Source organism: Thioalkalivibrio sp. XN279 (assembly GCF_011089885.1).
Taxonomy (GTDB): Bacteria; Pseudomonadota; Gammaproteobacteria; order Steroidobacterales; family XN24; genus XN24.
Genome location: NZ_JAANBD010000025.1, coordinates 299,736 through 321,721 on the forward strand (window position 1 = coordinate 299,736; position 21,986 = coordinate 321,721).

Annotated in this window: 19 protein-coding genes and 1 tRNA gene; 1 reads left to right on the forward strand and 19 read right to left on the reverse strand. The window is 66.1% G+C overall.

Going from position 1 to position 21,986, the window contains the following annotated elements:
- Positions 1–31: 31 nt before the first annotated feature.
- Complete coding sequence (gene phaR / locus G8346_RS06135; protein WP_166049211.1) at positions 32–532, forward strand: polyhydroxyalkanoate synthesis repressor PhaR; 501 nt, start codon at positions 32–34, stop codon at positions 530–532.
- Positions 533–750: 218 nt separating this feature from the next.
- Here the strand turns inward: phaR and pnp are convergent, their stop codons facing one another.
- The 19 genes from pnp to G8346_RS06230 all read right to left on the reverse strand — a co-directional run bounded on the left by pnp (position 751) and on the right by G8346_RS06230 (position 21,982).
- Positions 751–2,838, reverse strand: a complete 2,088-nt coding sequence (gene pnp, locus G8346_RS06140) for a polyribonucleotide nucleotidyltransferase (RefSeq protein WP_166049558.1) — start codon at positions 2,836–2,838, stop codon at positions 751–753.
- 55 nt (positions 2,839–2,893) lie between these two features.
- Positions 2,894–3,163, reverse strand: coding sequence for a 30S ribosomal protein S15 (rpsO, locus tag G8346_RS06145; protein WP_166049213.1), 270 nt, complete (start codon positions 3,161–3,163; stop codon positions 2,894–2,896).
- A 118-nt stretch (positions 3,164–3,281) separates the two neighbouring features.
- The gene (gene truB / locus G8346_RS06150) at positions 3,282–4,220 is read right to left on the reverse strand and encodes a tRNA pseudouridine(55) synthase TruB (protein WP_166049214.1); all 939 of its coding nucleotides are present in this window, start codon (positions 4,218–4,220) and stop codon (positions 3,282–3,284) included.
- A complete protein-coding gene (rbfA, locus tag G8346_RS06155) occupies positions 4,213–4,590 on the reverse strand; it encodes a 30S ribosome-binding factor RbfA (RefSeq protein ID WP_166049216.1) in 378 nt (125 codons plus the stop codon). The genes truB and rbfA overlap by 8 nt, the downstream gene beginning before the upstream one ends.
- A gap of 6 nt (positions 4,591–4,596) precedes the next feature.
- A complete protein-coding gene (gene infB, locus G8346_RS06160; RefSeq protein WP_166049218.1) occupies positions 4,597–7,131 on the reverse strand; it encodes a translation initiation factor IF-2 in 2,535 nt (844 codons plus the stop codon).
- A gap of 19 nt (positions 7,132–7,150) precedes the next feature.
- On the reverse strand, positions 7,151–8,659 hold the full coding sequence (gene nusA / locus G8346_RS06165; RefSeq protein WP_166049220.1) for a transcription termination factor NusA: 1,509 nt from the start codon (positions 8,657–8,659) through the stop codon (positions 7,151–7,153).
- Positions 8,660–8,681: 22 nt separating this feature from the next.
- Positions 8,682–9,131: a ribosome maturation factor RimP gene (rimP, locus tag G8346_RS06170; protein ID WP_166049222.1), complete on the reverse strand. Its 450-nt coding sequence runs from the start codon at positions 9,129–9,131 to the stop codon at positions 8,682–8,684.
- Between the two features lie 128 nt (positions 9,132–9,259).
- A tRNA-Met gene (locus G8346_RS06175) sits at positions 9,260–9,336 on the reverse strand.
- Positions 9,337–9,401: 65 nt separating this feature from the next.
- On the reverse strand, positions 9,402–10,832 hold the full coding sequence (nuoN, locus tag G8346_RS06180) for an NADH-quinone oxidoreductase subunit NuoN (RefSeq protein WP_166049224.1): 1,431 nt from the start codon (positions 10,830–10,832) through the stop codon (positions 9,402–9,404).
- On the reverse strand, positions 10,829–12,343 hold the full coding sequence (locus tag G8346_RS06185) for an NADH-quinone oxidoreductase subunit M (protein ID WP_166049226.1): 1,515 nt from the start codon (positions 12,341–12,343) through the stop codon (positions 10,829–10,831). Before G8346_RS06185 ends, nuoN begins: the two co-directional genes overlap by 4 nt.
- Before the next feature lie 6 nt (positions 12,344–12,349).
- Complete coding sequence (nuoL, locus tag G8346_RS06190; RefSeq protein WP_166049228.1) at positions 12,350–14,314, reverse strand: NADH-quinone oxidoreductase subunit L; 1,965 nt, start codon at positions 14,312–14,314, stop codon at positions 12,350–12,352.
- A 3-nt stretch (positions 14,315–14,317) separates the two neighbouring features.
- Positions 14,318–14,623: an NADH-quinone oxidoreductase subunit NuoK gene (nuoK, locus tag G8346_RS06195; protein ID WP_166049229.1), complete on the reverse strand. Its 306-nt coding sequence runs from the start codon at positions 14,621–14,623 to the stop codon at positions 14,318–14,320.
- Positions 14,620–15,222 (reverse strand): NADH-quinone oxidoreductase subunit J, encoded by a 603-nt coding sequence (locus tag G8346_RS06200; RefSeq protein WP_166049231.1) that lies wholly within the window; start codon positions 15,220–15,222, stop codon positions 14,620–14,622. The genes nuoK and G8346_RS06200 overlap by 4 nt, the downstream gene beginning before the upstream one ends.
- Before the next feature lie 9 nt (positions 15,223–15,231).
- On the reverse strand, positions 15,232–15,720 hold the full coding sequence (gene nuoI / locus G8346_RS06205; RefSeq protein WP_166049233.1) for an NADH-quinone oxidoreductase subunit NuoI: 489 nt from the start codon (positions 15,718–15,720) through the stop codon (positions 15,232–15,234).
- Positions 15,720–16,766: an NADH-quinone oxidoreductase subunit NuoH gene (nuoH, locus tag G8346_RS06210; protein WP_166049235.1), complete on the reverse strand. Its 1,047-nt coding sequence runs from the start codon at positions 16,764–16,766 to the stop codon at positions 15,720–15,722. The genes nuoI and nuoH overlap by 1 nt, the downstream gene beginning before the upstream one ends.
- Complete coding sequence (gene nuoG / locus G8346_RS06215) at positions 16,763–18,934, reverse strand: NADH-quinone oxidoreductase subunit NuoG (RefSeq protein WP_166049237.1); 2,172 nt, start codon at positions 18,932–18,934, stop codon at positions 16,763–16,765. The genes nuoH and nuoG overlap by 4 nt, the downstream gene beginning before the upstream one ends.
- Positions 18,934–20,241: an NADH-quinone oxidoreductase subunit NuoF gene (gene nuoF / locus G8346_RS06220; RefSeq protein WP_166049239.1), complete on the reverse strand. Its 1,308-nt coding sequence runs from the start codon at positions 20,239–20,241 to the stop codon at positions 18,934–18,936. Before nuoF ends, nuoG begins: the two co-directional genes overlap by 1 nt.
- Positions 20,241–20,732 carry an NAD(P)H-dependent oxidoreductase subunit E gene (gene nuoE / locus G8346_RS06225; protein ID WP_166049241.1) on the reverse strand — a complete coding sequence of 164 codons (492 nt, stop codon included), beginning with the start codon at positions 20,730–20,732 and terminating at the stop codon, positions 20,241–20,243. Before nuoE ends, nuoF begins: the two co-directional genes overlap by 1 nt.
- Positions 20,729–21,982: an NADH-quinone oxidoreductase subunit D gene (locus tag G8346_RS06230; RefSeq protein WP_166049243.1), complete on the reverse strand. Its 1,254-nt coding sequence runs from the start codon at positions 21,980–21,982 to the stop codon at positions 20,729–20,731. The genes nuoE and G8346_RS06230 overlap by 4 nt, the downstream gene beginning before the upstream one ends.
- Positions 21,983–21,986 lie beyond the last annotated feature (4 nt).

Below are 21,986 nucleotides of genomic sequence, written 5' to 3' on the forward strand. Positions count from 1 at the left end.
TGTCCGCGGCCGCCAAAGAACGGAAGTCGTCATGAGCGATCCACGGATTATCAAGAAGTACCCCAACCGGCGTCTTTATGACACCGAGGAAAGCCGGTACATCACGCTGTCTGACATCAAGCGCCTGGTGGTCGACAAGGTCGACTTCGTGGTGGTGGAAAAGAAGACCGGCAAGGACATCACGCGGAGCATCATGCTCCAGGTCATCAGTGAGCAGGAGCAGAGCGGCGAGCCGATCATGAGCCGCGATTTCTTGTCGCAGATCATCCGTTCCTACGGCAGCGCCATGCAGGGCATGGTCGGTGGTTACCTGGACCAGAGCCTGCGGCTGTTCATGAACCAGCAGCAGCAGCTGCGCGAGCGCGTCAAGGAAGTCGTCGGCCTGGATCCGGTCGGCATGGTGGCCGGGATCGCGCAGAAGAACTACCAGCGCTGGAAAGCGCTGCAGGAAGAGATTTTCCGGAATTTCGCGTCGTCGCGGCACGACGATGACGACAAGCCGGCCTCCGGGGGCCGCAGTTCGAAGCGTTAGACGGCTCCGGTTCGACCTGTTGACAGCCCTGCGGCGCGCTGATATTGTGCATCGCGTCAATTGATGCAACGCATCATCCCTGACGACTCCTCCATTTGGTCGCTTCAAAAGCGTCCGTTTAAGCCCCCTCCTCGCGAGGGGGCTTTTTTATGTGCGCCAAAGAAAACGGGCACCCGAAGGTGCCCGTCTTGTCTCGTCGCGCAGAGACGGGAACAGGCCTAGTTGCCGTCCACGTTGCGCATGCTGAGGCGGATGCGACCCTGGCGGTCAACCTCGAGTACCTTGACGCGGACGCTGTCGCCTTCCTTCAGCTTGTCGCTGACGCGCTCCACGCGCTCGTCGGAGATCTGCGAGATGTGCACCAGGCCGTCCTTGCCCGGCAGGATGGTGACGAAGGCGCCGAAGTCCATCAGGCGGGCCACCTTGCCATCGTAGACCTGCCCCACCTCGACCTCGGCGGTGATGAGGTCGATGCGACGCCGGGCCTCGCGCCCGGATTCGCCGTCCACGGAGGCGATGCGCACAGTGCCGTCATTGTCGATGTCGATGGTGGCACCGGTCTCCTCGGTGATCTGGCGGATGACCGAGCCACCCTTGCCGATGACCTCGCGGATCTTCTCGGGGTCGATCTTGAAGGCGATGATGGTGGGCGCCCAGTCGGACATCTTCTCGCGCGGCTTGTCGATGACCTTGTTCATCTCGCCGAGGATGTGCAGGCGCGCGTCGCGGGCCTGGGCCAGCGCGTCCGCCATGATTTCCTTGGTGATGCCGTCGATCTTGATGTCCATCTGCAGCGCGGTGACGCCATCCGACGTACCGGCCACCTTGAAGTCCATGTCCCCGAGGTGGTCTTCATCGCCCAGGATGTCGGTGAGCACGGCGTAGCCGTCGCCCTCCTTCACCAGGCCCATGGCCACGCCGGCCACCGGTGCCGAGACCGGCACGCCGGCATCCATCAGTGCCAGGCTGGCGCCGCAGACGCTTGCCATGGAACTGGACCCGTTGGACTCGGTGACCTCGGAGACCACGCGCAGGACATAGGGGAAGTCTTCCAGGTTCGGCAGCACAGCCTGCACGGCGCGGCGCGCCAGCTTGCCATGGCCGATCTCGCGCCGCTTCGGCCCCAGCATGAAACTGGTCTCGCCGACGCAGAACGGCGGGAAGTTGTAATGCAGCATGAAGGGCTCGCGGAACTCGCCCGACAAGGCATCGATGATCTGCGCATCCCGGCCGGTGCCGAGCGTCGTGACCACGAGCGCCTGGGTCTCGCCACGCGTGAACAGGGCGGAGCCGTGGGTGCGCGGCAACACGCCGGTGCGCACCTGGATCGGTCGCACGGTGCGGGTGTCGCGCCCGTCGATACGGGGCTCGCCGCGGATCACGCGGCCGCGCACGATGCGGCTCTCGAGGCTGCTGAGTGCGTCCTTGACCTCGTCGGTGCTCCAGGCCGGCTCGTCGCCCCCGCAGAGCTTTTCCTTCACCGCGGTCTTGATCTCGTCGACCTTGGCGTAGCGGTCCTGCTTGACGGTGATGCGGTAGGCCTCGTTGAGCGCAGCCTCGGCCTCGGCGGCAACCGCGGCGTCGAGGTCGTCATTGCCCGCCGGCGGCGTCCAGTCCCAGGCAGGCTTGCCCGCCTCGGCCTTCAGTTCGTTGATGGCGTTGATCACCACCTGCATCTGCTCGTGCCCGAACACCACGGACCCGAGCATCACGTCCTCGGGCAGCACCTTGGCTTCCGACTCGACCATCAGCACCGCATGGGCGGTACCCGCAACCACCAGGTCGAGCTTCGACTCGGCCAGCTGCGTGTTGGTCGGATTGAGCACGTACTCCCCGTTGATGTAACCCACGCGCGCGGCCCCGATCGGCCCGGCGAAAGGGAGACCCGACAGCGACAGCGCCGCGGAAGCGCCGATCAGGGACGGGATATCGGGGTCGACATCGGGATTCGCCGACATGACGGTGGAGATGACCTGGACTTCGTTGAGGAAGCCCTTGGGAAACAGGGGACGGATGGGCCGATCGATGAGACGCGAGGTCAGCGTCTCCTTCTCCGTCGGCCGCCCCTCGCGCTTGAAGAACCCGCCGGGAATACGCCCCGCCGCGTAGGTCTTTTCCTGGTAATTGCAGGTCAGGGGGAAAAACTTCTGGTTCTCCGCCGCCTGCTTGCGGCCCACCGCGGTGACGAGCACCACCGTGTCGCCCATGTTGACCATGACCGCGGCATCCGCCTGTCGCGCAATCTCGCCGGTCTCGATAGTGACCGTATGGGCACCGTACTGGAAGGTTTTCTTGATAGGAGTCAGATTCACTTTCTTCGCCTGTATTCTGCCGGTCCCCATGACCGGACTTGGGATTTGCTCAGCGACGCAGGCCGAGACGGGAAATGAGGTCCTGGTAGCGGCCGATGTCCTTCCGCTTCAGGTAGTCCAGCAGCTGGCGCCGCTGGTTGACCAGCTTCAGCAGCCCGCGCCGCGAATGATGGTCTTTCTTGTGGCTGCTGAAATGCTCAGTCAGCTCGCTGATGCGCGCAGACAGCAAGGCCACCTGCACTTCCGGGGAACCGGTATCCGCGTTGCCGCGGCCGTACTCCTTGATGATCTCTTGCTTCTGCTCTACCGACAGGGGCATCTGATATCTCCTGAAAACCTTTTATGCTGTTGACCGTCTGAAAAGCAGGCCATTGTAGCCCGTCCACAAGGAACGGAACAAGCCTGCACGCTGTAAAAACCCTTTAATCTTCGTTGCCTTAGCTCAATCTCGAAGTATCCAGCAAGCGTTTCGCCCGCACGTGCCCGGCGCCGTCGCGCTCCACCAGCCCGAGGAAGCCCGTCGGCCCGTAAGCCCGCAGGAGCCCGCCGGCACTGCCGGGCGCCGCGTCGACCACCTGGCCGCGGACCAGCCTGAGCACGTCCTCCTCTGACAGCGACACCGCTGGCAGGGCGGACAAAGCGGTATCCGCGCTCAACACCACGCCACCCAGCTCATCCGGGCCGCGTGCCGCAAGCGCTTCCAGCTCGGCAAGCGAATGCATGGCCTCGGCCGTGAACGGCCCGGCCCCGACCCGGCGCAGCGCGGTCACGTGGGCGCAACTTCCCGCCGCCCGCGCGATGTCTTCGACCAGCGTGCGCACGTAGGTACCCTTGGAACAGCTCACCTCGAGGGTGAACGCCGGCGGGTCCCAGGACACGAGCTCCAGCGCGTGGATCTCGACTGGCCGCGGCGGCCGTTCGACTTCCTCACCACGGCGCGCCTTGCGATAGAGCCGTTCACCGCCCTGCTTCAGCGCGGAATACATGGGCGGCACCTGGCTGATACGTCCGCGGAATCCCTCCAGCACGCTGCGCAAGGCATCGGCATCGATGCCTTCCCAGGGACACTGCTCCACCACGTCGCCTTCCGTGTCGCCCGTGGCGGTGCGGGTGCCGAGACGAGCGCCGACCTGGTAGGCCTTGGCCGCATCGAGCAGGAACCCGGAGAAGCGCGTGGCCTGGCCGAGGCAGATCGGCAGCAGCCCGCTGGCGAGGGGATCCAGGCTCCCGGTATGCCCCGCCTTGCGCGCGCCGAACAGGCGCTTCACTTTCTGCAGTGCGATGTTGGAGGAGAGCCCACGCGGCTTGTCGAGCAGCACCACACCGTCCACGGCCGTCGCGGGCCGTGCGGGAGCGGCCGGGAGGGCCTCAGTCATCGTTGTCGGGCCTGTCCTTGTCCGCCGCTACGGCCCGGTCGATCAACTCGGACAAGCGCGCCCCGCGCTCTACACTCTCGTCGTGGCGGAAATGCAGGGCCGGCACATGGCGGATGTACATGGCGCGGCCGAGCTTGCCACGGATCAGGCCGGCGGCCCGGGCCAGCGCCTCGCCGGCGGGCGCCGGATCGGCAGCGGGGTCCAACAGGCTGTACCACACGGTCGCATGCGACAGGTCGCGGGACACTTCCACGGCGGTGATGCTCACGCCCTCCACCCTCGGGTCCTTCACATCCCGCAGCAGCACCTCGCCGAGGAGGCGCTGCATCTGTTCGCCGACCCTGCGGCTACGGGCGTAGTCCTTGGGCATCCTGGCTCAGAGAGTGCGGGCGATTTCGACGCGCTCGAAGCACTCGATCTGGTCGCCGGCGCGGACATCGTTGTAGTTCCTCACGCCGATACCGCACTCGGTACCCGACTTGACCTCGTTGACGTCGTCCTTGAAGCGGCGCAGCGACTCGAGCTGGCCCTCGAAGATGACGACGTTGTCGCGCAGCACGCGGATCGGGTTGTTCCGGCGCACGGCGCCCTCGGTCACCAGGCAACCGGCCACCTGGCCGAACTTCGGCGAGCTGAACACCTCGCGCACCTCGGCCACGCCCACGATCTGCTCGCGGATTTCCGGCGACAGCATGCCGACGATGGCCTGCTTCACGTCGTCGATCGCCTCGTAGATGATGCTGTAGTAGCGCACATCGACGCCGGTTTCCTTGATGGCGCTGCGTGCGGCGCCGTCAGCCCGGGTGTTGAAGCCGATGACGATGGCGCCCGAGGCCGCCGCCAGGTTGACGTCAGACTCTGTGATGCCGCCCACGTTGCTCGCAATCACCTTGACCTTGACCTCGTCGTTGGAGAGACGGGTCATGGCGTCGCGCAGCGCCTCCGCGCTGCCCTGCACGTCGGCCTTGATGAGCAGCTGCACCGCGTTTGTCTCACCCTCTTCCATCTGGGTGAAGACGTCTTCCAGCTTCGCCGCCTGTTGCTTGGCCAGCTTGACGTCGCGGAACTTGCCCTGGCGGTGCAAGGCGACTTCACGCGCCTTGCGCTCGTCCGGCAGGACCACGACGTCGTCGCCCGCCATCGGGGTGCCGGACAGGCCGAGCACCTGTACCGGCGTCGAGGGGCCCGCCTCCTTGAGGGGCTTGCCAAGCTCGTTGAACATGGCGCGCACACGGCCGTACTCGCGCCCGGCCAGCAGGGCGTCGCCCGCATTCAGCCTGCCCTGCTGCACCAGGATCGTGGCCACCGCGCCCCGTCCCTTCTCCAGGCTCGACTCGATGACCACGCCCTTGGCCGGGCCGGTGGCGACGGCCTCCAGCTCGAGCACCTCGGCCTGCAGGGCCACGGATTCGAGCAGCGTGTCGATGCCTTCGCCGGTATGGGCGGATACGTTCACGAACTGCGTGTCGCCGCCCCAGTCCTCGGGGATGACGTCCTTCTGTGCCAGCTCGCTCTTCACGCGCTCGGGATCAGCGCCGTGCTTGTCGATCTTGTTCACCGCGACGACCATCGGCACGCCGGCTGCACGGGCATGCTGGATGGCCTCGACAGTCTGCGGCATGACGCCGTCATCGGCCGCAACCACCAGGATCACCACGTCAGTGGCCTGGGCGCCGCGCGCGCGCATGGCGGTGAAGGCGGCGTGACCGGGGGTATCGAGGAACGTGATGCGGCCCTTGGCCGATTCGACCACGTAGGCGCCGATATGCTGCGTGATGCCGCCGGCCTCGCCCGCTGCCACCTTGCTGCGACGGATGTAGTCGAGCAGCGAGGTCTTGCCGTGATCGACGTGGCCCATGATGGTGACCACCGGCCAGCGCGGCTCTTCCTTGCCCGTGCTCTTGGCGGCTTCCTCGACCACGTCCTCGATCTGGTTCTCTTTCAGCAACTTGGGCGTATGGCCCATTTCCTCGACCACGAGCACGGCCGTGTCCTGGTCGATGACCTGGTTGATCGTCACCATGGCGCCCATGCCCATCATGGTCTTGATGACCTCGGTGGCCTTCACGGCCATCTTCTGGGCCAGCTCGGAGACCGTGATGGTCTCGGGGATCGCGACTTCACGCTTGACTGGCGCCGTGGGACGCTCGAATCCCTGGCGCTCGATCTGGGAGCCGCCCGCCCGGCGGCCGGTGGCCGCGCGCTTGCGGCGCCGCCCGGACTTGTCACCGGCGACATGCAATTCCTTGCGGCCGTACTTGGTGCCGGCGTCGTCCGCCGCGGCGCCACGACGCGGCGGAGCCCGCTCGGCCTCGCGCCGCTTGCGGTCCTCGTCGGCAGTGCGCTTGCGCGCCTCGGCGAGCACGCGAGCCTCTTCCTCGACGACGCGGCGGGCCTCGTCCTCGGCCTTCTTGCGCGCGTCTTCCTCGGCCTGGCGCTTGGCCTGCTCCTCGGCCTCGAGGCGCTTCTGCTCCTCTTCGCGCTGGCGGAGTTCTTCTTCAGAAGACTTGCGCGCCTCTTCCTCGGCCTTCCTGCGCGCGTCTTCCTCGGCCTGGCGCTCGCGGTCGAGCTCTTCCTGCTGCTGGCGCGCCTGCTCCTCGAGCACGTCGCGCTTGATGTAGGTGCGCTTCTTGCGCACCTCGACGTTGACGGTGCGCGCGCGCCCCTGGCCCGCGGACTGCCGCAGTTCGCTCTGGGTCTTGCGCTTGAGCGTGATCTTGCGTGGCGTCGCGGCGGGCGCGTCACGCCCGTGGCTCTCGCGCAGGAATGTGAGCAGCTCGAGCTTGGCCTCGTCGCTGATGGTGTCCTCCGCGCCCTCGACCTGGATTCCAGCCTCCGCCAGCTGCGCAAGCAGCCGGTCGACGGGAACCTTCAATACATCAGCAAACTGGGCAACAGTGACGTCGGCCATAGATCTTGGAACCTCGTGTTCAGCCGTTCTCTTCGGTGCTCTCGAACCAGTGCGCGCGGGCGGCCATGATCAGCTTCCCGGCCCGCTCCTGGTCCAGCCCCTCGATATCCTCGAGGTCGTCGGTGGCCTGCTCCGCCAGGTCCTCGCGCGTGCGGATGCCGCGCGCGGCGAGCGCGAAAGCCAGGCCCTTGTCCATGCCGTCGAGCTCCAGCAGGTCGTCTGCCGGCTCGGACTGGTCGAGCTTCTCTTCCTTGACGATCGCCTGGGTGATGAGCACGTCACGCGCGCGGTTGCGCAGCTCCTCGACGATGTCCTCGTCAAACTCCTCGATGGACAGCAGTTCGGAGGTGGGCACGTAGGCGATCTCCTCGATGCTGGAGAAGCCTTCCTGCACCAGGATGACGGCAACCTCCTCGTCCACGTCGAGCTGCGTCTTGAAATTATCGATCAGCGTGCGGGACTCGGACTCGCTCTTTTCCTCAGCCTCCGTCGCGGTCATGACGTTCAGCTCCCAGCCGCTCAGCTCGCTGGCGAGGCGCACGTTCTGGCCGCCGCGGCCAATGGCCTGCGACAGCTTTTCCTCTTCCACCGCCACGTCCATGCTGTGGGCTTCCTCGTCCACGACAATGGACACCACCTCGGCAGGCGACATGGCGTTGATCACGAACTGGGCCGGGTTGTCGTCCCAGGGGATGATGTCCACGCGCTCGCCGGCCAGCTCGTTGGAAACGGCCTGCACGCGCGAGCCGCGCATGCCGACGCAGGCGCCGATCGGGTCGATGCGCTGGTCGAGGCTCTTGACCGCGATCTTGGCGCGGTGACCCGGATCGCGCGCAGCGCCCAGGATCTGGATCAGCCCCTGGCCCACCTCGGGCACCTCCAGCTTGAACAGCTCGATGATGAACTGCGGCGCCGTGCGCGAGAGGAAAATCTGCGGTCCGCGCGGCTCGGAGCGCACCTCGCGCAGGTACCCCTTGATGCGGTCCTGGGTGCGCACAGCCTCGCGCGGGATCATCTCCTCGCGGGCGATGAAACCTTCAGCGTTGCCGCCGAGGTCCACGAACACGCCATTGCGATCGACCCGCTTGACGATACCGCCGATGAGCGTGCCGACGCGGTCCCGGAACTCCTCGACCACCTGGGCGCGCTCGGCCTCGCGGACTTTCTGCACCACGACCTGCTTGGCCGTCTGGGCAACGATCCGGCCGGAAGGCGTGACGTCCAGGGGCTCCTCGACATAGCCGCCCACTTCCGCGTTCGGGTCCATGTCGAGCGCGTCCTCGAGGCGCAGCTCCTTGCTCGGGGTCTCCAGCTCGGTGGAATCGTCCGCGAACACCTTCCAGCGACGGAAGGTCGACAGGGCACCGGTCTTGCGGTCCATGGAGACGCGCGTGTCGATGTCCTCGCCCACGAACTGCTTGCGCGCGGCCGTCGCCAGCGCGCTCTCCAGGGCCTCGAAAATGATCTCTTTATCGAGCTCTTTTTCGGCCGACACCTGTTCGATAACCTGCAGGATTTCCTTGTTCATTTCAGTTGATCCGATTCCCGCGTCAGAACTCCGGCACCAGCCGGGCGGATTCAATGTCGGACAGCGAGAGGGCAACCCGCTCGCCGTCCACCTCTAATTCGATCACACCGTCCGCGGCCGCCTCGATGCGGCCCTTGTAACGGCGCCGCCCCGGGCTTCCCGGTGCCAGCACCACCTTCACCAGGTGCCCGAGCTGGCGCTGGTAATGCGCCTCGGTCCGCAGCGGGCGGTCCAGCCCCGGCGACGACACCTCCAGCACGTAGTGCCCCGGAATCGGGTCTTCCACGTCCAGCACGCCGCTGACCCGATGGCTGACCCGTTCGCAGTCGTCGACCGTAATGCCCTCGTCCCGGTCGATGTAAATTCTCAACGTGCCGGAACCACCGGCCCCCGGCGCGTCGAGCTCGACCAGCTCGTAACCCAGCGCCTCGACTTCCGGCGCCAGCAACTCCAGCAACTTTTCTTTCAGCACCAATTTCTTGCCAAACAAAAAATGGGCCCTGCGGCCCACCTGTTCGCCCCGCCTTTCGGGGCCCGCCGGACCCCTCCGGGGCCCGGATAAAGAAAAAGCCCCAGCGGGGCCTTTTCCGGCGAAAAGCTTGGTAGCGGGGGCAGGATTCGAACCTGCGACCTTCGGGTTATGAGCCCGACGAGCTGCCAGACTGCTCCACCCCGCATCCGCAGACCCGGTATTCTATGGAACCCTATGCCGCAGTGCAAGGCCGGCAGGGAAGAGCCGCGATCAGAGCACCAGCGCGACGGCCCCGATCAACGCCTGGGGGAAGAGCCCGAGCGCCAGCACCAGCAGCCCGTTGAAGCTCAGCACGATACGCAGGTCGCTCCCGGCGGCCAGCGGCGCCTGCTCCACCGGCTCGTCGAAATACATCAGCTTGACCACGCGCAGGTAATAGAAAGCCCCGATCACCGAGAACAGAACGCCGGCCACGGCGAGCCACGTCCGCCCCACCTCGATTGCCGCCGCGAGCACGGCGAACTTGGCGTAGAAACCGAGCAGCGGCGGCACGCCGGCCATGCTGAACATCACTACCAGCATCACGCCCGCGAACCATGGGCTGCGCGCGTTCAGGCCACGGAAGTCGGCCAGCTCCTCGGCCTCGAAACCTTCGCGGCTGAGGAGAATGATCATGCCGAAGGCGGCCCCCGCCATGATCACGTAGGCCAGCGTGTAATAGACAGCCGCCTCGATCCCGGCCGGCGTGCCGGCGAGGATGCCGAGCAAAATGAAGCCCACGTGAGAGATGGTCGAGTACGCCAGCATGCGCTTCAGGTTCGTCTGGGCGATCGCCACCACGTTGCCGATGGCCATCGACAGGAGCGCGAGAACCGCGAGCATGTCGGCCCAGCTGCCGTGCAGGGGTCCGAGACCCTCCACCAGCACGCGGAAGATCATCGCCAGGGACCCGATCTTGGCGGCCGTGCCGATGAACAGCGTGACCGGCGTCGGCGCGCCCTGGTAGACATCCGGCAACCACATGTGGAACGGCACGGCGCCGAACTTGAAGGCCACCCCCACGAGAATGAAGGACAGCGCCACCAACAGGTGGATGTCGTTGCCGTCGAGCTCCGCGGCGCGCCGGGCGATTTCGCCCAGGTCCAGCGAGCCGGTGACGCCATAAAGGATCGAGGTGCCATAGAGAAAGCAGCCGGTCGCGATGCCGCCAAGGATGAAGTACTTCATCGCGGCCTCCGCCGCCATCGGGCTCTCCCGGTTGAACGCCACCATCGCGTACAGGGACAGCGACATCAGCTCGAGGCCGATGTACAGGCTGAGCATGCTGTGCGCCGAGATCATGACGAAGATGCCCAGGGTCGCGAACAGGCCGAGCACGTAGTACTCGCCCTTGAGCAACCCCCGAACCGCCAGGTAGTCGCGCGCGTAAAGGAACGTCACGGCGACCACGATGCAGGTGAAAAGCTTGAGCAGGTGCGACAGCGGGTCGATGACATAGGCGCCGTGCAGGACCACCATGCGGGCATCGGGGGCGGTTGCCGTGAGCACGGTCGAGGTGCCGAGGATGGCGGCCAGCGCAAGGATATAGCTGGCCCCGCGGTAGCGCTGGGGCAGGAACAGGTCAGCCAGCAACACCACGCAGGCCGCACAGGCCAGGAAAATCTCGGCGCTCGCCGGCGCGAATTGGCTCAGGTCGTTCATAGCTTCGACTGCACCACGTGATCGGCAAGCCCCTGCAGGGTGGTCGCCATGACATCAATGAGCGGAGCGGGCCACAGCCCGAGCAGCAGGACAGCCACCGCGAGCACGGCAAGCACCAGGAACTCGCGCCTGCCGATGTCCCTGAGCGCTGCCACCTGGGCATTCGCGACCTCGCCGTAGAGCACTCGCTTCACCATCCACAGCGTATAGGCCGCGCCGAGGACCAGCGTCGTACCCGCCAGCAATGCGTACCAGAAACTGGCCTTGAAGCTGGCGAGGATGACGAGGAACTCGCCGACGAAGCCGGAAGTGCCGGGCAGGCCGGCGTTGGCCATGGCGAACAGCACCATGAATGCGGCGAACTTGGGCATGACATTCGCCACGCCGCCGTAAGCGGCGATGTCCCGGCTGTGCATGCGGTCGTACAGCACGCCGACGCAGAGGAACAGTGCCCCGGAAATGAGCCCGTGCGAGATCATCTGCACCATGCCGCCCTGCAGGCCCATGACGATCCCGTCCATGGCACCGGTGTTGTCGATGATCCGCCAGGCGAGGAAGAAGCCGAGCGTGACGAAGCCCATGTGCGCGATGGAGGAATAGGCGATCAGCTTCTTCATGTCCTGCTGCACCAGGGCGACGAAGCCGATGTAGACGATGGCGATGAGCGAGAGGCCGATCAGCAGCCAGTCCAGGGATTGCGACGCATCGGGCGTGATGGGCAGGCTGAAGCGCAGGAAGCCGTAGCCGCCCATCTTCAGCATGATCGCCGCCAGGATCACGGAACCGCCCGTCGGCGCCTCCACGTGCGCGTCCGGCAACCAGGTGTGCACCGGCCACATCGGCACCTTGACGGCGAAAGCCGCGAGGAAGGCCAGGAAAATCAGGGTCTGCGCCGTCATCCCCAGCGGCTGCTGGTGCAGCACGAAAATATCGTAGCTCCCGGCTTCGAGGCGCAGGTAGATCAGGGCCACCAGCATGAACACCGAGCCGAGAAACGTGTAGAGGAAGAACTTCAGCGTGGCGTAGACCCGCCGCGCGCCGCCCCAGATGCCGATGATGATGAACATCGGGATCAGCATGGCTTCCCAGAACACGTAGAACAGCAGCGCATCCACGGCCGCGAAGACGCCGATCATCATGCCCTCGAGCACCAGGAAGGCGGCCATGTACTGTGCCGGTCGCTTCTGGATCACCTCCCAGCCCGCAATGACCACCAGCACGGTGATGAAGGTGGTGAGCAGGATGAGCGGCATGGAGATGCCGTCGACCCCGAGGTGGTACCAGGCGTCGAAGGCCGGGATCCATGCGGCCCGCTCGGTGAACTGCATCGCCGTGGTGTGCGGATCGAAACCGCGCCACAAAGGCAGGCTGGCGATGAACGTGGCCAGGGCCACGAGCAGCGCCACGACGCGAGCCACGGCAGCGCGCGCGTCGCCGACCAGGAGCACCGCCACGCCGCCGAGGATCGGCAGCCAGATCAGCAGGCTGAGGAGCGGGAAATCGATGGCCATTGCGCCCTATCCCCTCGCCACGACCAGCACCAGCCAGGCGAGCATGACCGCCAGGCCGATGAACATGCCGAAGGCATAGTGGTACAGGTACCCGCTCTGCAACTGGCGTACCACCCCGGAGCACCAGCCCACCAGTCGCGCGGAACCGTTGACCAGCAGCCCGTCGATCAGCGCGCTATCGCCGCGACGCCACAGGAAACTGCCGAGACCTCGCGCCAGCGGCGCCAGCAGCTGCTCGTTGACCGCATCGAAGTAATACTTCTGCTCCAGCAGGGCGCGTGGACCAGGCAGCCGCGCCGCTATCCTTGCGGGCAGGTCCGGACGCTTCAGGTAAAGGAACCATGCCGCGGCGAGCCCGCCGAGCGCGAGCCACAGTGTCGGCGTCACCAGGCTGTGCGCCAGCATCGCGCCGGGCGTCCCTGCCGTGGCGGCCAGAGGGCCCAGTGTGTCCTGCGACGGCAGCACGAATATGGCGTCGCCGAAGAAGGTGCCGAACAGCACGCTCTCCATGGCCAGCCAGCCCGCCAGCACCGAAGGCACGGCGAGCGCGACCAGCGGGCCGGTCACGACCAGCGGCGTCTCGTGCAGGTGGCTGCGCGTGTGGTCGTCGAAGCGCTCCGGGCCATGAAACACCAGGAAGAACATGCGGAAGCTGTACAACGCCGTGACGAACACGCCGGCCAGGACACAGGCGTAGGCATACCCGGCACCCGGGAGCTCGGCGTGATGCACGGCCTCGATGATGGCGTCCTTGGAGAAGAAGCCGGAGAAACCGGGAAAACCGATCAGGGCAAGCGAGCCCAGCAGGGCAGTCCAGTAGGTCACCGGCATGTAGCGCTTCAGGCCGCCCATCTTGCGGATGTCCTGCTCGTGGTGCATGGCAATGATGACGCTGCCGGCGGCGAGGAACAGCAGCGCCTTGAAGAAGGCGTGCGTGGCGAGATGGAAGATACCTGCGGCGTAGGCCGAGGCGCCGAGGGCCACCGTCATGTAGCCGAGCTGCGAGAGCGTGGAATAAGCCACGACCCGCTTGATGTCGTTCTGCACCAGTCCGAGCAATCCCATGAAGAACGCCGTGGTCGCGCCAATCACCAGGATGAACGACAACGCCGTGGTGGAGAGCTCGAATAGCGGCGACATGCGCGCCACCATGAAGATGCCCGCCGTCACCATGGTCGCGGCGTGGATCAGCGCGGAGATCGGCGTCGGGCCTTCCATGGAATCCGGCAGCCACACGTGCAGCGGCACCTGCGCCGACTTGCCCATGGCGCCGATGAACAGCAGGATGCAGACCAGCGTCATCGCCGACCAGGCGTGGCCGTCGAAAATCTCCACGGTGGCCCCGGCCACCTCCGGCGCGCGCCCGAACACCGTCGCGTAATCCAGGCTGCCGAACCAGAACAGCACTCCGGCAATGCCCAGCAAGAAGCCGAAGTCCCCCACCCGGTTCACCAGGAAGGCCTTCATGTTGGCATGCACTGCGGACGGTTTCTTGTACCAGAAGCCGATCAGCAGGTAGCTCACCAGGCCGACGGCCTCCCAGCCGAAGAACAACTGCAGGAAGTTGTTGGCCATCACCAGCATCAGCATGGCGAAGGTGAACAACGAGATGTAGCTGAAGAAGCGCTGGTAGCCGGGATCGTCGCGCATGTAGCCGATGGTGTAGACGTGCACGCACAACGAGACGAAGGTGACGACGGTCATCATCAGCGCGCTAAGACGGTCGACCAGGAACCCCACTTCGAGGCGCACCCCGTCGACCACGGCCCACTCGTACACGGTGCCGTTGTAGGGCGCGATATTGCCCGCCAGCAGCGCCGCCAGCACCCAGGCGGACAAAACAAAGGACACGCCCACGCCGAGGATCGTCACGCTGTGCGCACCGGCGCGCCCGACCTGGCGGCCGAACAGGCCGGCGATGACCGCGGCGGCCAGGGGAGCGAGGACGATGGCAAGGTAAACGTTTTCCATGCCTCAGCCCTTCATCGAGTCCAGCTCGTCGACCTGCACACTCGGCCGGCTGCGGAACAGGACCACCAGGATGGCGAGACCGATGGCCGCCTCGGCCGCAGCCACGGTGAGGATGAAGAACACGAACACCTGTCCGGCGATATCGTCGAGGAAGCGCGACAGGATGATGAAGTTGAAATTCACCGCCAGCAACATCAGCTCGAGGCACATCAGCAGCAGGATCAGGTTGCGCCGGTTGATGAACACGCCGGCAATCGCCAGCGTGAACAACACGGCCGAGAGCGTGAGGTAATGAGACAGGCCGATCATTCTTCGCGCTCCGGCTTCATGCGCACCAGGCGCACGCGCTCCTCGCGCCGCACCGCGTGCTGGGCCGACACGTTTTGCACCTTCATGCCGGGACGCTTGCGCATGGTGAGCACGATGGCCGCGACGATGGCGACCAGCAGCAGCAACGCCGCCAGCTCGAAGGCATACACGTACTCGGTGTAGAGCACGGCGCCGAGGGCCTCGGTGTTGCTGGCGTCGGCCGGCGCGCGCGCCGGCGCTTGCAGCATGCTGAGCTCGCCCGGGCGGGTCCACAACACCAGGCCGAGCATCCCGACCACCAGCGCCACCACGCCCAGGCCCATGGGCGCGTACTGGGTGAAGCCGCCACGCAGGCGATCCGCCCCCACGTCCAGCATCATGACCACGAACAGGAACAGCACCATCACCGCGCCGACGTACACCAGCACCAGCACGATGGCGAGAAACTCGGCCTCGAGCAGCAGCCACAGGAAGGCGCTGGTAAAGAAGCACAGCACCAGGAACATCGCCGAGTGCACGGTATTACGCGAGGCGATCACGCCGATGGCGGCGCCCACCAGCACCGCGCCGAAGAAATAGAAAATGACCGCCTCGATCACAGCGATTCCCTATCGATAGCCCGCATCGGCGGCCTTGTCCGCGGCGATCATCGCCTCGTACTTGTCACCGATGGCCAGCAATTTTTCCTTGGTCATGATGTTCTCACCCGGCTTTTCCATGTGGTACTCGTGGATGCGCGTCTCGACGATGGAGTCCACCGGACAGGCCTCCTCACAGAAGCCGCAGTAAATGCACTTGAACAGGTCGATGTCGTAGCGCGTGGTGCGCCTGAGGCCGTTCTCGCCGACATCGCTCTCGATGGTGATCGCCAGGGCCGGGCATACCGCCTCGCACAGCTTGCAGGCGATGCAACGTTCTTCCCCGTTCGGGTAGCGGCGCAGCGCGTGCAGGCCGCGGAAGCGCGGCGACTGGGGCGCCTTCTCCTCCGGGTAGTGCAGCGTCACCTTGCGTCGGAACAGGTTGCGGAAAGTCAGCCGCAGCCCGGCGAGGAGCTCGGTGAGGAAGAATGTCCGGGCGAGATTGCGCAGTGTTCTCATCAGTCGAACCACGGGCCGACGCGGAACCACACCATGACCCCGACGACGAACAGCCAGGCCAGGGTCAGCGGGATGAACACTTTCCACCCGAGACGCATGATCTGGTCGTAGCGATAGCGGGGAAAGGTGGCGCGGAACCACAGGAAGCAGAACAGGAACAGGGAGGTCTTCAGCGCGAACCAGAAAAAGCCGGGCGCAGCGAGGAAGGTGCCGTCGAGCCCCGGTATACCCTGGAAGGGCGAAAGCCAGCCGCCGAGAAAGAAGGTCGCGGACAAGGCCGCGATCAGGATCATGTTGGCGTACTCTGCCAGGAAGAACACGGCGAAGGCCATGCCGGAATATTCCACGTGGAATCCGGCGACGATCTCCGACTCGCCCTCTGCGACGTCGAAGGGAGCGCGATTCGTCTCGGCGACGCCGGAGATGAAATAGACCACGAACAGCGGCAACAGCGGCAACCAGAACCAGTGCAACAGGCTGCCCTCCTGGGCGCGCACGATCTCGCCCAGGTTGAGGCTGCCACCGGCCATCAGCACGCCCACCAGGGCGAAGCCCATGGCGATCTCGTAAGCCACGATCTGGGCGGCCGAGCGCATGGCGCCGAGTAGCGCGTACTTCGAGTTCGAGGCCCAGCCGGCGAGGATGATGCCGTAGACGCCCATCGAGGTCAGTGCAAGCACGTAGAGCACGCCCGCGTTGATGTCGGCCAGCACGAACTCCGGGCTCAGCGGGATCACCGCCCAGGTCGCGAAGGCCGGCACGATCGCCAACAGCGGCGCGATGATGAAGAGGAAGCGGCTGGACTTCGAGGGAACGACGATTTCCTTGAGCAGCAGCTTCAAGACGTCGGCAAAGGGCTGCAGCAGCCCCCTCGGGCCGACGCGGTTGGGACCGATCCGGTTCTGGATCCAGCCGATCACCTTGCGCTCCGCCAGCGTGAGGTACGCGACGGTGAGAATCAGGGGCAGCAGCACGGCCACGATCTGCAGCGTGATGATCAGCGTGCGCTGCAGCTCCGCGGGCAGACCTGTCCACAGCTCCATCATGTGCGCCGCCTCGCGCCAGCCTGGGCGATCAGTGTCTCCTGGAGCGGGCGCGAGCGACGCAACAGCATGTCCGTGGCATAGGGACCGGGCTCGCTCCAGGCACCTGCGTGGCGCAGCCTCACAGCGCGCAGCGGCACCTCGGGGGCCTCGACCTGTACAGTCTCCAGCCCTGCGCGCAGCTCCTCGCGCGCCTCCTCGGAGGACATGTAGTCGAACCCGTCCAGGCCGAGCTGCGTGCCGAGCACCCGCAGGACTTTCCAGGCCGGTCGCGCTTCACCCACCGGTCGCGCGGCACCGGCAAAGCTCTGCCAGCGACCCGCACAATTCACGAAAGTGCCCGAGGTCTCGTAGGCGGTACCCACGGGCAGCAGGGCGTCGGCGTATTCCTTCATGGCCGGTGTGGCGTACGGCGTCAGGCAGGCGACGAACCCGGCGCTGGCCAGAGACGCCAGGCTGGCCTCGCCGGCCGCCGTATCGTGTTCAGGCTCGCAGGACAGCAGCATGACCGCCTCGAGGCCGCTCGTGAGCATCGCGCCAGCGTGCAGTCCGGGCGTAGTGACGCCCTGCCCCCCTGCGGCACGATGCGGCAATGCCCCGGCCAGGCAGGCGCCGGTGCTGTTCGCACCTTCGCCAAGGTACCCGAGCCGGGCGCCGGTGAGGCGCGACAGGGCCGCAGCCAGCACCTGGAGTTCCGCGTAGCCGGGGTGGCGTTGCGCCGCCAGCCCCAGCCAGACCACGCGCGCACCCTCGCCCCTGAGCGCCTCCACCATGCGACGCGCTGCGACGTCGGGCGTGCGCTCACGCAGCTGGTCCGCAAGCTCCGCCGGGAGGTCGGCAGCGCCAGACTCCAGTGCCGCGGCCACGACGTCCGCAAGCCGGCCGGCCAGTGCGCTCGCATCGGCCACCAGCTCCGCTGCGACCGGGAAGCGCCACTGCAGCGGCTCCGGGTTGACGAAACCGACCTGCGCCCCGGCCAGTGCCGCCTTGCGCAGGCGATGCGCCAGCAGCGGCGCCTCGAGCCTGAGTTCGGAGCCGACCACCAACGCGGCATCCAGTGTCTCCACGTCCGCGAGCGGCAATCCCAGGCCAGGGAGGAGCGGATCCGCGGCCTGGGACGAGAAATCGCGCCGCTGCAGGCGATGATCGATATTGTCCGTGCCGAGCCCGCGCGCCAGCCGCGCCAGCAGGTAATGCTCCTCCAGCGTGGCGCCGGGGGCAGCAAGGAAACCCATGTTCTCCGGCGCGCAGGCCTTGAAACTCTCGCCGACGCGCAACAAGGCCTGTTCCCAGCTGGCCTCTTCCCATGCGCCTCGCTCGTTGCGGAGCATGGGCTTCTCCAGGCGGTCCTCGGCGTAGAGGCCGTGGCAGCCGAAGCGATCCCGGTCGGCGGCCCAGGTCTCGTTGATCTCCTCGCACTCGCGCGGCACGTTGCGCATGACCTTGCCGCGCAGCGTGTGCGTGAAGAGTTGCCCGCCCACGCAGTCGTGCGGCGACACCATCTCGTGCTGGGTCATTTCCCAGGCGCGTGCACGGTAGCGGTAGGGCTTGTTGTTCAGCGCCCCCACGGGACAGACGTCGATGATGTTGCCGGACAGCTCGTGGTCGACGCTGTGCTCGATGTAGGTGCCGATGACCGTGTTCTCGCCGCGGCCCATGGTGCCGAGCTCCTGGATGCCGGCGATTTCCTGGCCGAAGCGGACGCAGCGCGTGCAATGGATGCAGCGGGTCATGTCGGTGGAGACGAGCGGCCCCAGGTTCTTGTCCTTGACGATGCGCTTGCGCTCGGTGAAGCGCGACACGTCCGAGCCGTAGCCCATGGCCAGGTCCTGCAGCTCGCATTCCCCGCCCTGGTCGCAGATCGGGCAATCCAGCGGGTGGTTGATCAGCAGGAACTCCATGGTCGCCTTCTGCGCAGCGATGGCGCGCGGCGACCGCGTGAAGACCTTCATTCCTTCCATCACCGGCGTGGCACAGGCCGGCAGCGGCTTGGGCGCCTTCTCGACCTCGACCAGGCACATGCGGCAGTTCGCGGCGATGCTCAGCTTCGGGTGGTAGCAGAAGCGCGGCACGTACACCGCGGCGGCATCCGTGACCTCGATGATCATCTGGCCGCGCCGCGCCTGCATCGGCACGCCGTCGACCTCGATGTTGACCATGTCGTCGCTCATCAGGCGGCCTGCGTCCCTGTGGTGCTCTCCAGGATGCTGCGCCCCCGGTGCTGGATCATGTACTCGAATTCCGGGCGGAAGTGGCGGATGAAGCTCTGCACCGGCCAGGCCGCGGCATCGCCGAAGGCGCAGATCGTGTGTCCCTCGATGCGGCGCGAAACGCCGTCGAGCAGGTCCAGGTCCTCGCTGCGCCCCTGGCCGGCGAGGATGCGCTGCACGACGCGGTGCATCCAGCCCGTGCCCTCGCGACAGGGTGTGCACTGGCCGCAGGACTCCATGTGGTAGAAGCGGCAGATGCGCTCCAGGGTGCGCACCATGCACGTGGTCTCGTCCATCACCATGACCGCGCCGGAGCCGAGCATGGAGCCGGCCTTCTTGATGGAGTCGAAGTCCATCCGCGCCGCCATGACGGCCTCCGCCGGGAGCACCGGGGCCGAGGAGCCGCCCGGGATCACGGCCTTGAGCTTGCGTCCCTTCCAGACGCCCCCCGCGAGTTCCAGCAGCTCGGCGAAGGGGATGCCCAGGCCGACCTCGAAGTTGCCCGGCCGCTCGACGTGGCCGGACACCGAGAAGATCGCAGTGCCGCCGGAGCCTTCCACGCCCAGGTCCGAGAACCAGGCTGCGCCGTGGCGCAGGATGGTCGGCACGGAGGCGAAGGTCTGGGTGTTGTTGATGGTGGTCGGCTTGCCGTACAGGCCCTTGTTGGCCGGGAAAGGCGGCTTGAAGCGCGGCTTGCCCTGCTTGCCTTCCAATGACTCCAGCAGCGCGGTCTCCTCGCCGCAAATGTAGGCGCCGGCGCCTACAAAAGTGTAGAGGTCGAAGTCCACGCCTGAAGCGAGGATATCCCTGCCCAGCAATCCCGCCTCGTAGGCCTCGCGCACTGCAGCCTCGAAGCGGGGCACCGGCTCGGCGAGGAACTCACCGCGGATGTAGTTGTAACCGATCGTGGCGCCCATGGCGTACCCGGCGATCGCCATGCCCTCCACCACGGCATGCGGGTTGAAGCGCAGGATGTCGCGGTCGCTGCAGGTGCCAGGCTCGCTCTCGTCGGAGTTGCACACCACGTACTTCTGCAGCGCGGGATCCTTGGGCATGAAGCTCCACTTCAGGCCGGTGGGGAAACCCGCGCCACCGCGCCCGCGCAGGCCGGAGGCCTTGACCTCGTCGACGATGCTCTCAGGCGCCGGCCGTTCGGCGAGGATCCGGCGCCAGGCCTGGTAGCCACCGAGCGACTCGTACACCGACAGCGTCCACGAGGCATCATGAGCGAGCGGCGCGAAACAGACCTGGTTCAACGGCCGGGCCATCAGTCCAGTCCCTCCAGGATCTCGTCGATCTTCGCCGTCGTCAGGTTCTCGTGGTAGACGTGGTCCACCATCATCATCGGCGCGCCACAGCAGGCCGCGAGGCACTCCTCTTCCTTTTTCAGGAAAATGCGCCCGTCAGGCGTGCTCTCGCCCACCTTGATGCCGAGTTTCTTCTCGACGTGGCGCAACAAGTCGTCGGCGCCGCGCAGCATGCAGGAGACGTTGGTGCAGACGGATACGTGGTGACGTCCGCAGGGCTCGGTCTCGAACATGGAATAGAAAGTCGCCACCTCGTAGACCTGCACGGGCGGCAGGCCGAGATAATCCGCGACGCCGTCCATCAGCGCCGGCGTGAGGTAGCCGTTATTCTCGTGCTGCGCCGCGCGCAGCGCCGCCAGCACGGCGGAGCGCTGCCGCCCCTCCGGGAAGCGCGCCACCCAGCGGTCGATCTCCTCGCGCACGTGTGCCGAGAGCACGTTCGTCCCGCTCACCGGTCCACCTCCCCGAACACCACGTCGATGGTGCCGATCATCGCCACCACGTCCGCCAGCATGTGGCCGCGCACCATTTCGTCCAGCGCCGCCATGTGCACGAAGCCCGGCGCGCGCAGCTTGACCCGGTACGGCTTGTTGGCGCCATCGGACACCATGTAGCAGCCGAACTCGCCCTTCGGCGCCTCCACGGCGGCGTAGACCTCGCCTGCGGGTGCGCAATAGCCCTCGGTGTAAAGCTTGAAGTGGTGAATGAGAGATTCCATGTCGCCTTTCATCTCCACCCGGCGCGGCGGCACGATCTTGTGGTTGTCTATCGAGATCGGCCCGGGATTCTCCCGCAGCCATTTCACGCACTGGCGGATGATGCGGTTGGACTGGCGCAGCTCTTCCACGCGCACGAGATAACGGTCGTAGCAGTCGCCGTTCACGCCGACGGGGATGTCGAAATCCATCTGCCCATAGGCGGCATAGGGCTGCTTCTTGCGCAGGTCCCACTCGACGCCGGAGCCGCGCAACATCGGTCCGGTGAAACCCAGCGCGACGGCACGCTCCGGCGACACCACGCCGATGTTCACGGTGCGCTGCTTCCAGATCCGGTTGTCGGTCAACAGCGTCTCGTATTCGTCCACGCAGGCCGGGAAGCGGTCGGTGAAATCCTCGATGAAGTCGAGCAAGGAGCCGGAGCGCGCCTCGTTCAGGCGCGCCGTCTCTTTCTTGCTGCGGAAGCGCGACTCCTGGTAGCGCGGCATTTCCAGCGGCAGGTCGCGGTGCACCCCGCCGGGGCGGTAATAAGTCGCGTGCATGCGCGTGCCCGAGACCGCCTCGTAGCAGTCCATCAAATCCTCGCGCTCGCGGAAGCAGTACAGGAAAATGGTCATGGCGCCGATATCCAGCCCGTGCGCCCCCAGCCACATGAGGTGATTGAGGATGCGGGTGATCTCGTCGAACATGACACGGATGTACTGCGCGCGCAGCGGCGGCGTGACGCCGAGCAGGCGCTCGATCGCCATGACGTAAGCGTGCTCGTTGCACATCATGGAGACATAATCGAGCCGGTCCATGTAGCCGATCGACTGGTTATACGGCTTGCTCTCCGCGAGCTTCTCGGTCGCGCGATGCAGCAGCCCGATATGCGGATCGGCCTTCTGGATAACCTCGCCGTCCATCTCCAGCACCAGGCGCAGCACGCCGTGGGCCGCCGGGTGCTGCGGACCGAAATTCATGGTGAAGTTGCGTATCTCCGCCACGGCC

What these genes read in the sequence shown, in the direction of transcription:
- phaR (WP_166049211.1), top strand. Translation starts at nt 32, where the DNA reads ATGAGCGATCCACGGATTATCAAGAAGTACCCCAACCGGCGTCTTTAT.
- rpsO (WP_166049213.1), bottom strand. Translation starts at nt 3,163, where the DNA reads ATGCCCCTGTCGGTAGAGCAGAAGCAAGAGATCATCAAGGAGTACGGC.
- truB (WP_166049214.1), bottom strand. Translation starts at nt 4,220, where the DNA reads ATGACTGAGGCCCTCCCGGCCGCTCCCGCACGGCCCGCGACGGCCGTG.
- rbfA (WP_166049216.1), bottom strand. Translation starts at nt 4,590, where the DNA reads ATGCCCAAGGACTACGCCCGTAGCCGCAGGGTCGGCGAACAGATGCAG.
- infB (WP_166049218.1), bottom strand. Translation starts at nt 7,131, where the DNA reads ATGGCCGACGTCACTGTTGCCCAGTTTGCTGATGTATTGAAGGTTCCC.
- nusA (WP_166049220.1), bottom strand. Translation starts at nt 8,659, where the DNA reads ATGAACAAGGAAATCCTGCAGGTTATCGAACAGGTGTCGGCCGAAAAA.
- nuoN (WP_166049224.1), bottom strand. Translation starts at nt 10,832, where the DNA reads ATGAACGACCTGAGCCAATTCGCGCCGGCGAGCGCCGAGATTTTCCTG.
- G8346_RS06185 (WP_166049226.1), bottom strand. Translation starts at nt 12,343, where the DNA reads ATGGCCATCGATTTCCCGCTCCTCAGCCTGCTGATCTGGCTGCCGATC.
- nuoL (WP_166049228.1), bottom strand. Translation starts at nt 14,314, where the DNA reads ATGGAAAACGTTTACCTTGCCATCGTCCTCGCTCCCCTGGCCGCCGCG.
- nuoK (WP_166049229.1), bottom strand. Translation starts at nt 14,623, where the DNA reads ATGATCGGCCTGTCTCATTACCTCACGCTCTCGGCCGTGTTGTTCACG.
- nuoI (WP_166049233.1), bottom strand. Translation starts at nt 15,720, where the DNA reads ATGAGAACACTGCGCAATCTCGCCCGGACATTCTTCCTCACCGAGCTC.
- nuoH (WP_166049235.1), bottom strand. Translation starts at nt 16,766, where the DNA reads ATGATGGAGCTGTGGACAGGTCTGCCCGCGGAGCTGCAGCGCACGCTG.
- nuoG (WP_166049237.1), bottom strand. Translation starts at nt 18,934, where the DNA reads ATGAGCGACGACATGGTCAACATCGAGGTCGACGGCGTGCCGATGCAG.
- nuoF (WP_166049239.1), bottom strand. Translation starts at nt 20,241, where the DNA reads ATGGCCCGGCCGTTGAACCAGGTCTGTTTCGCGCCGCTCGCTCATGAT.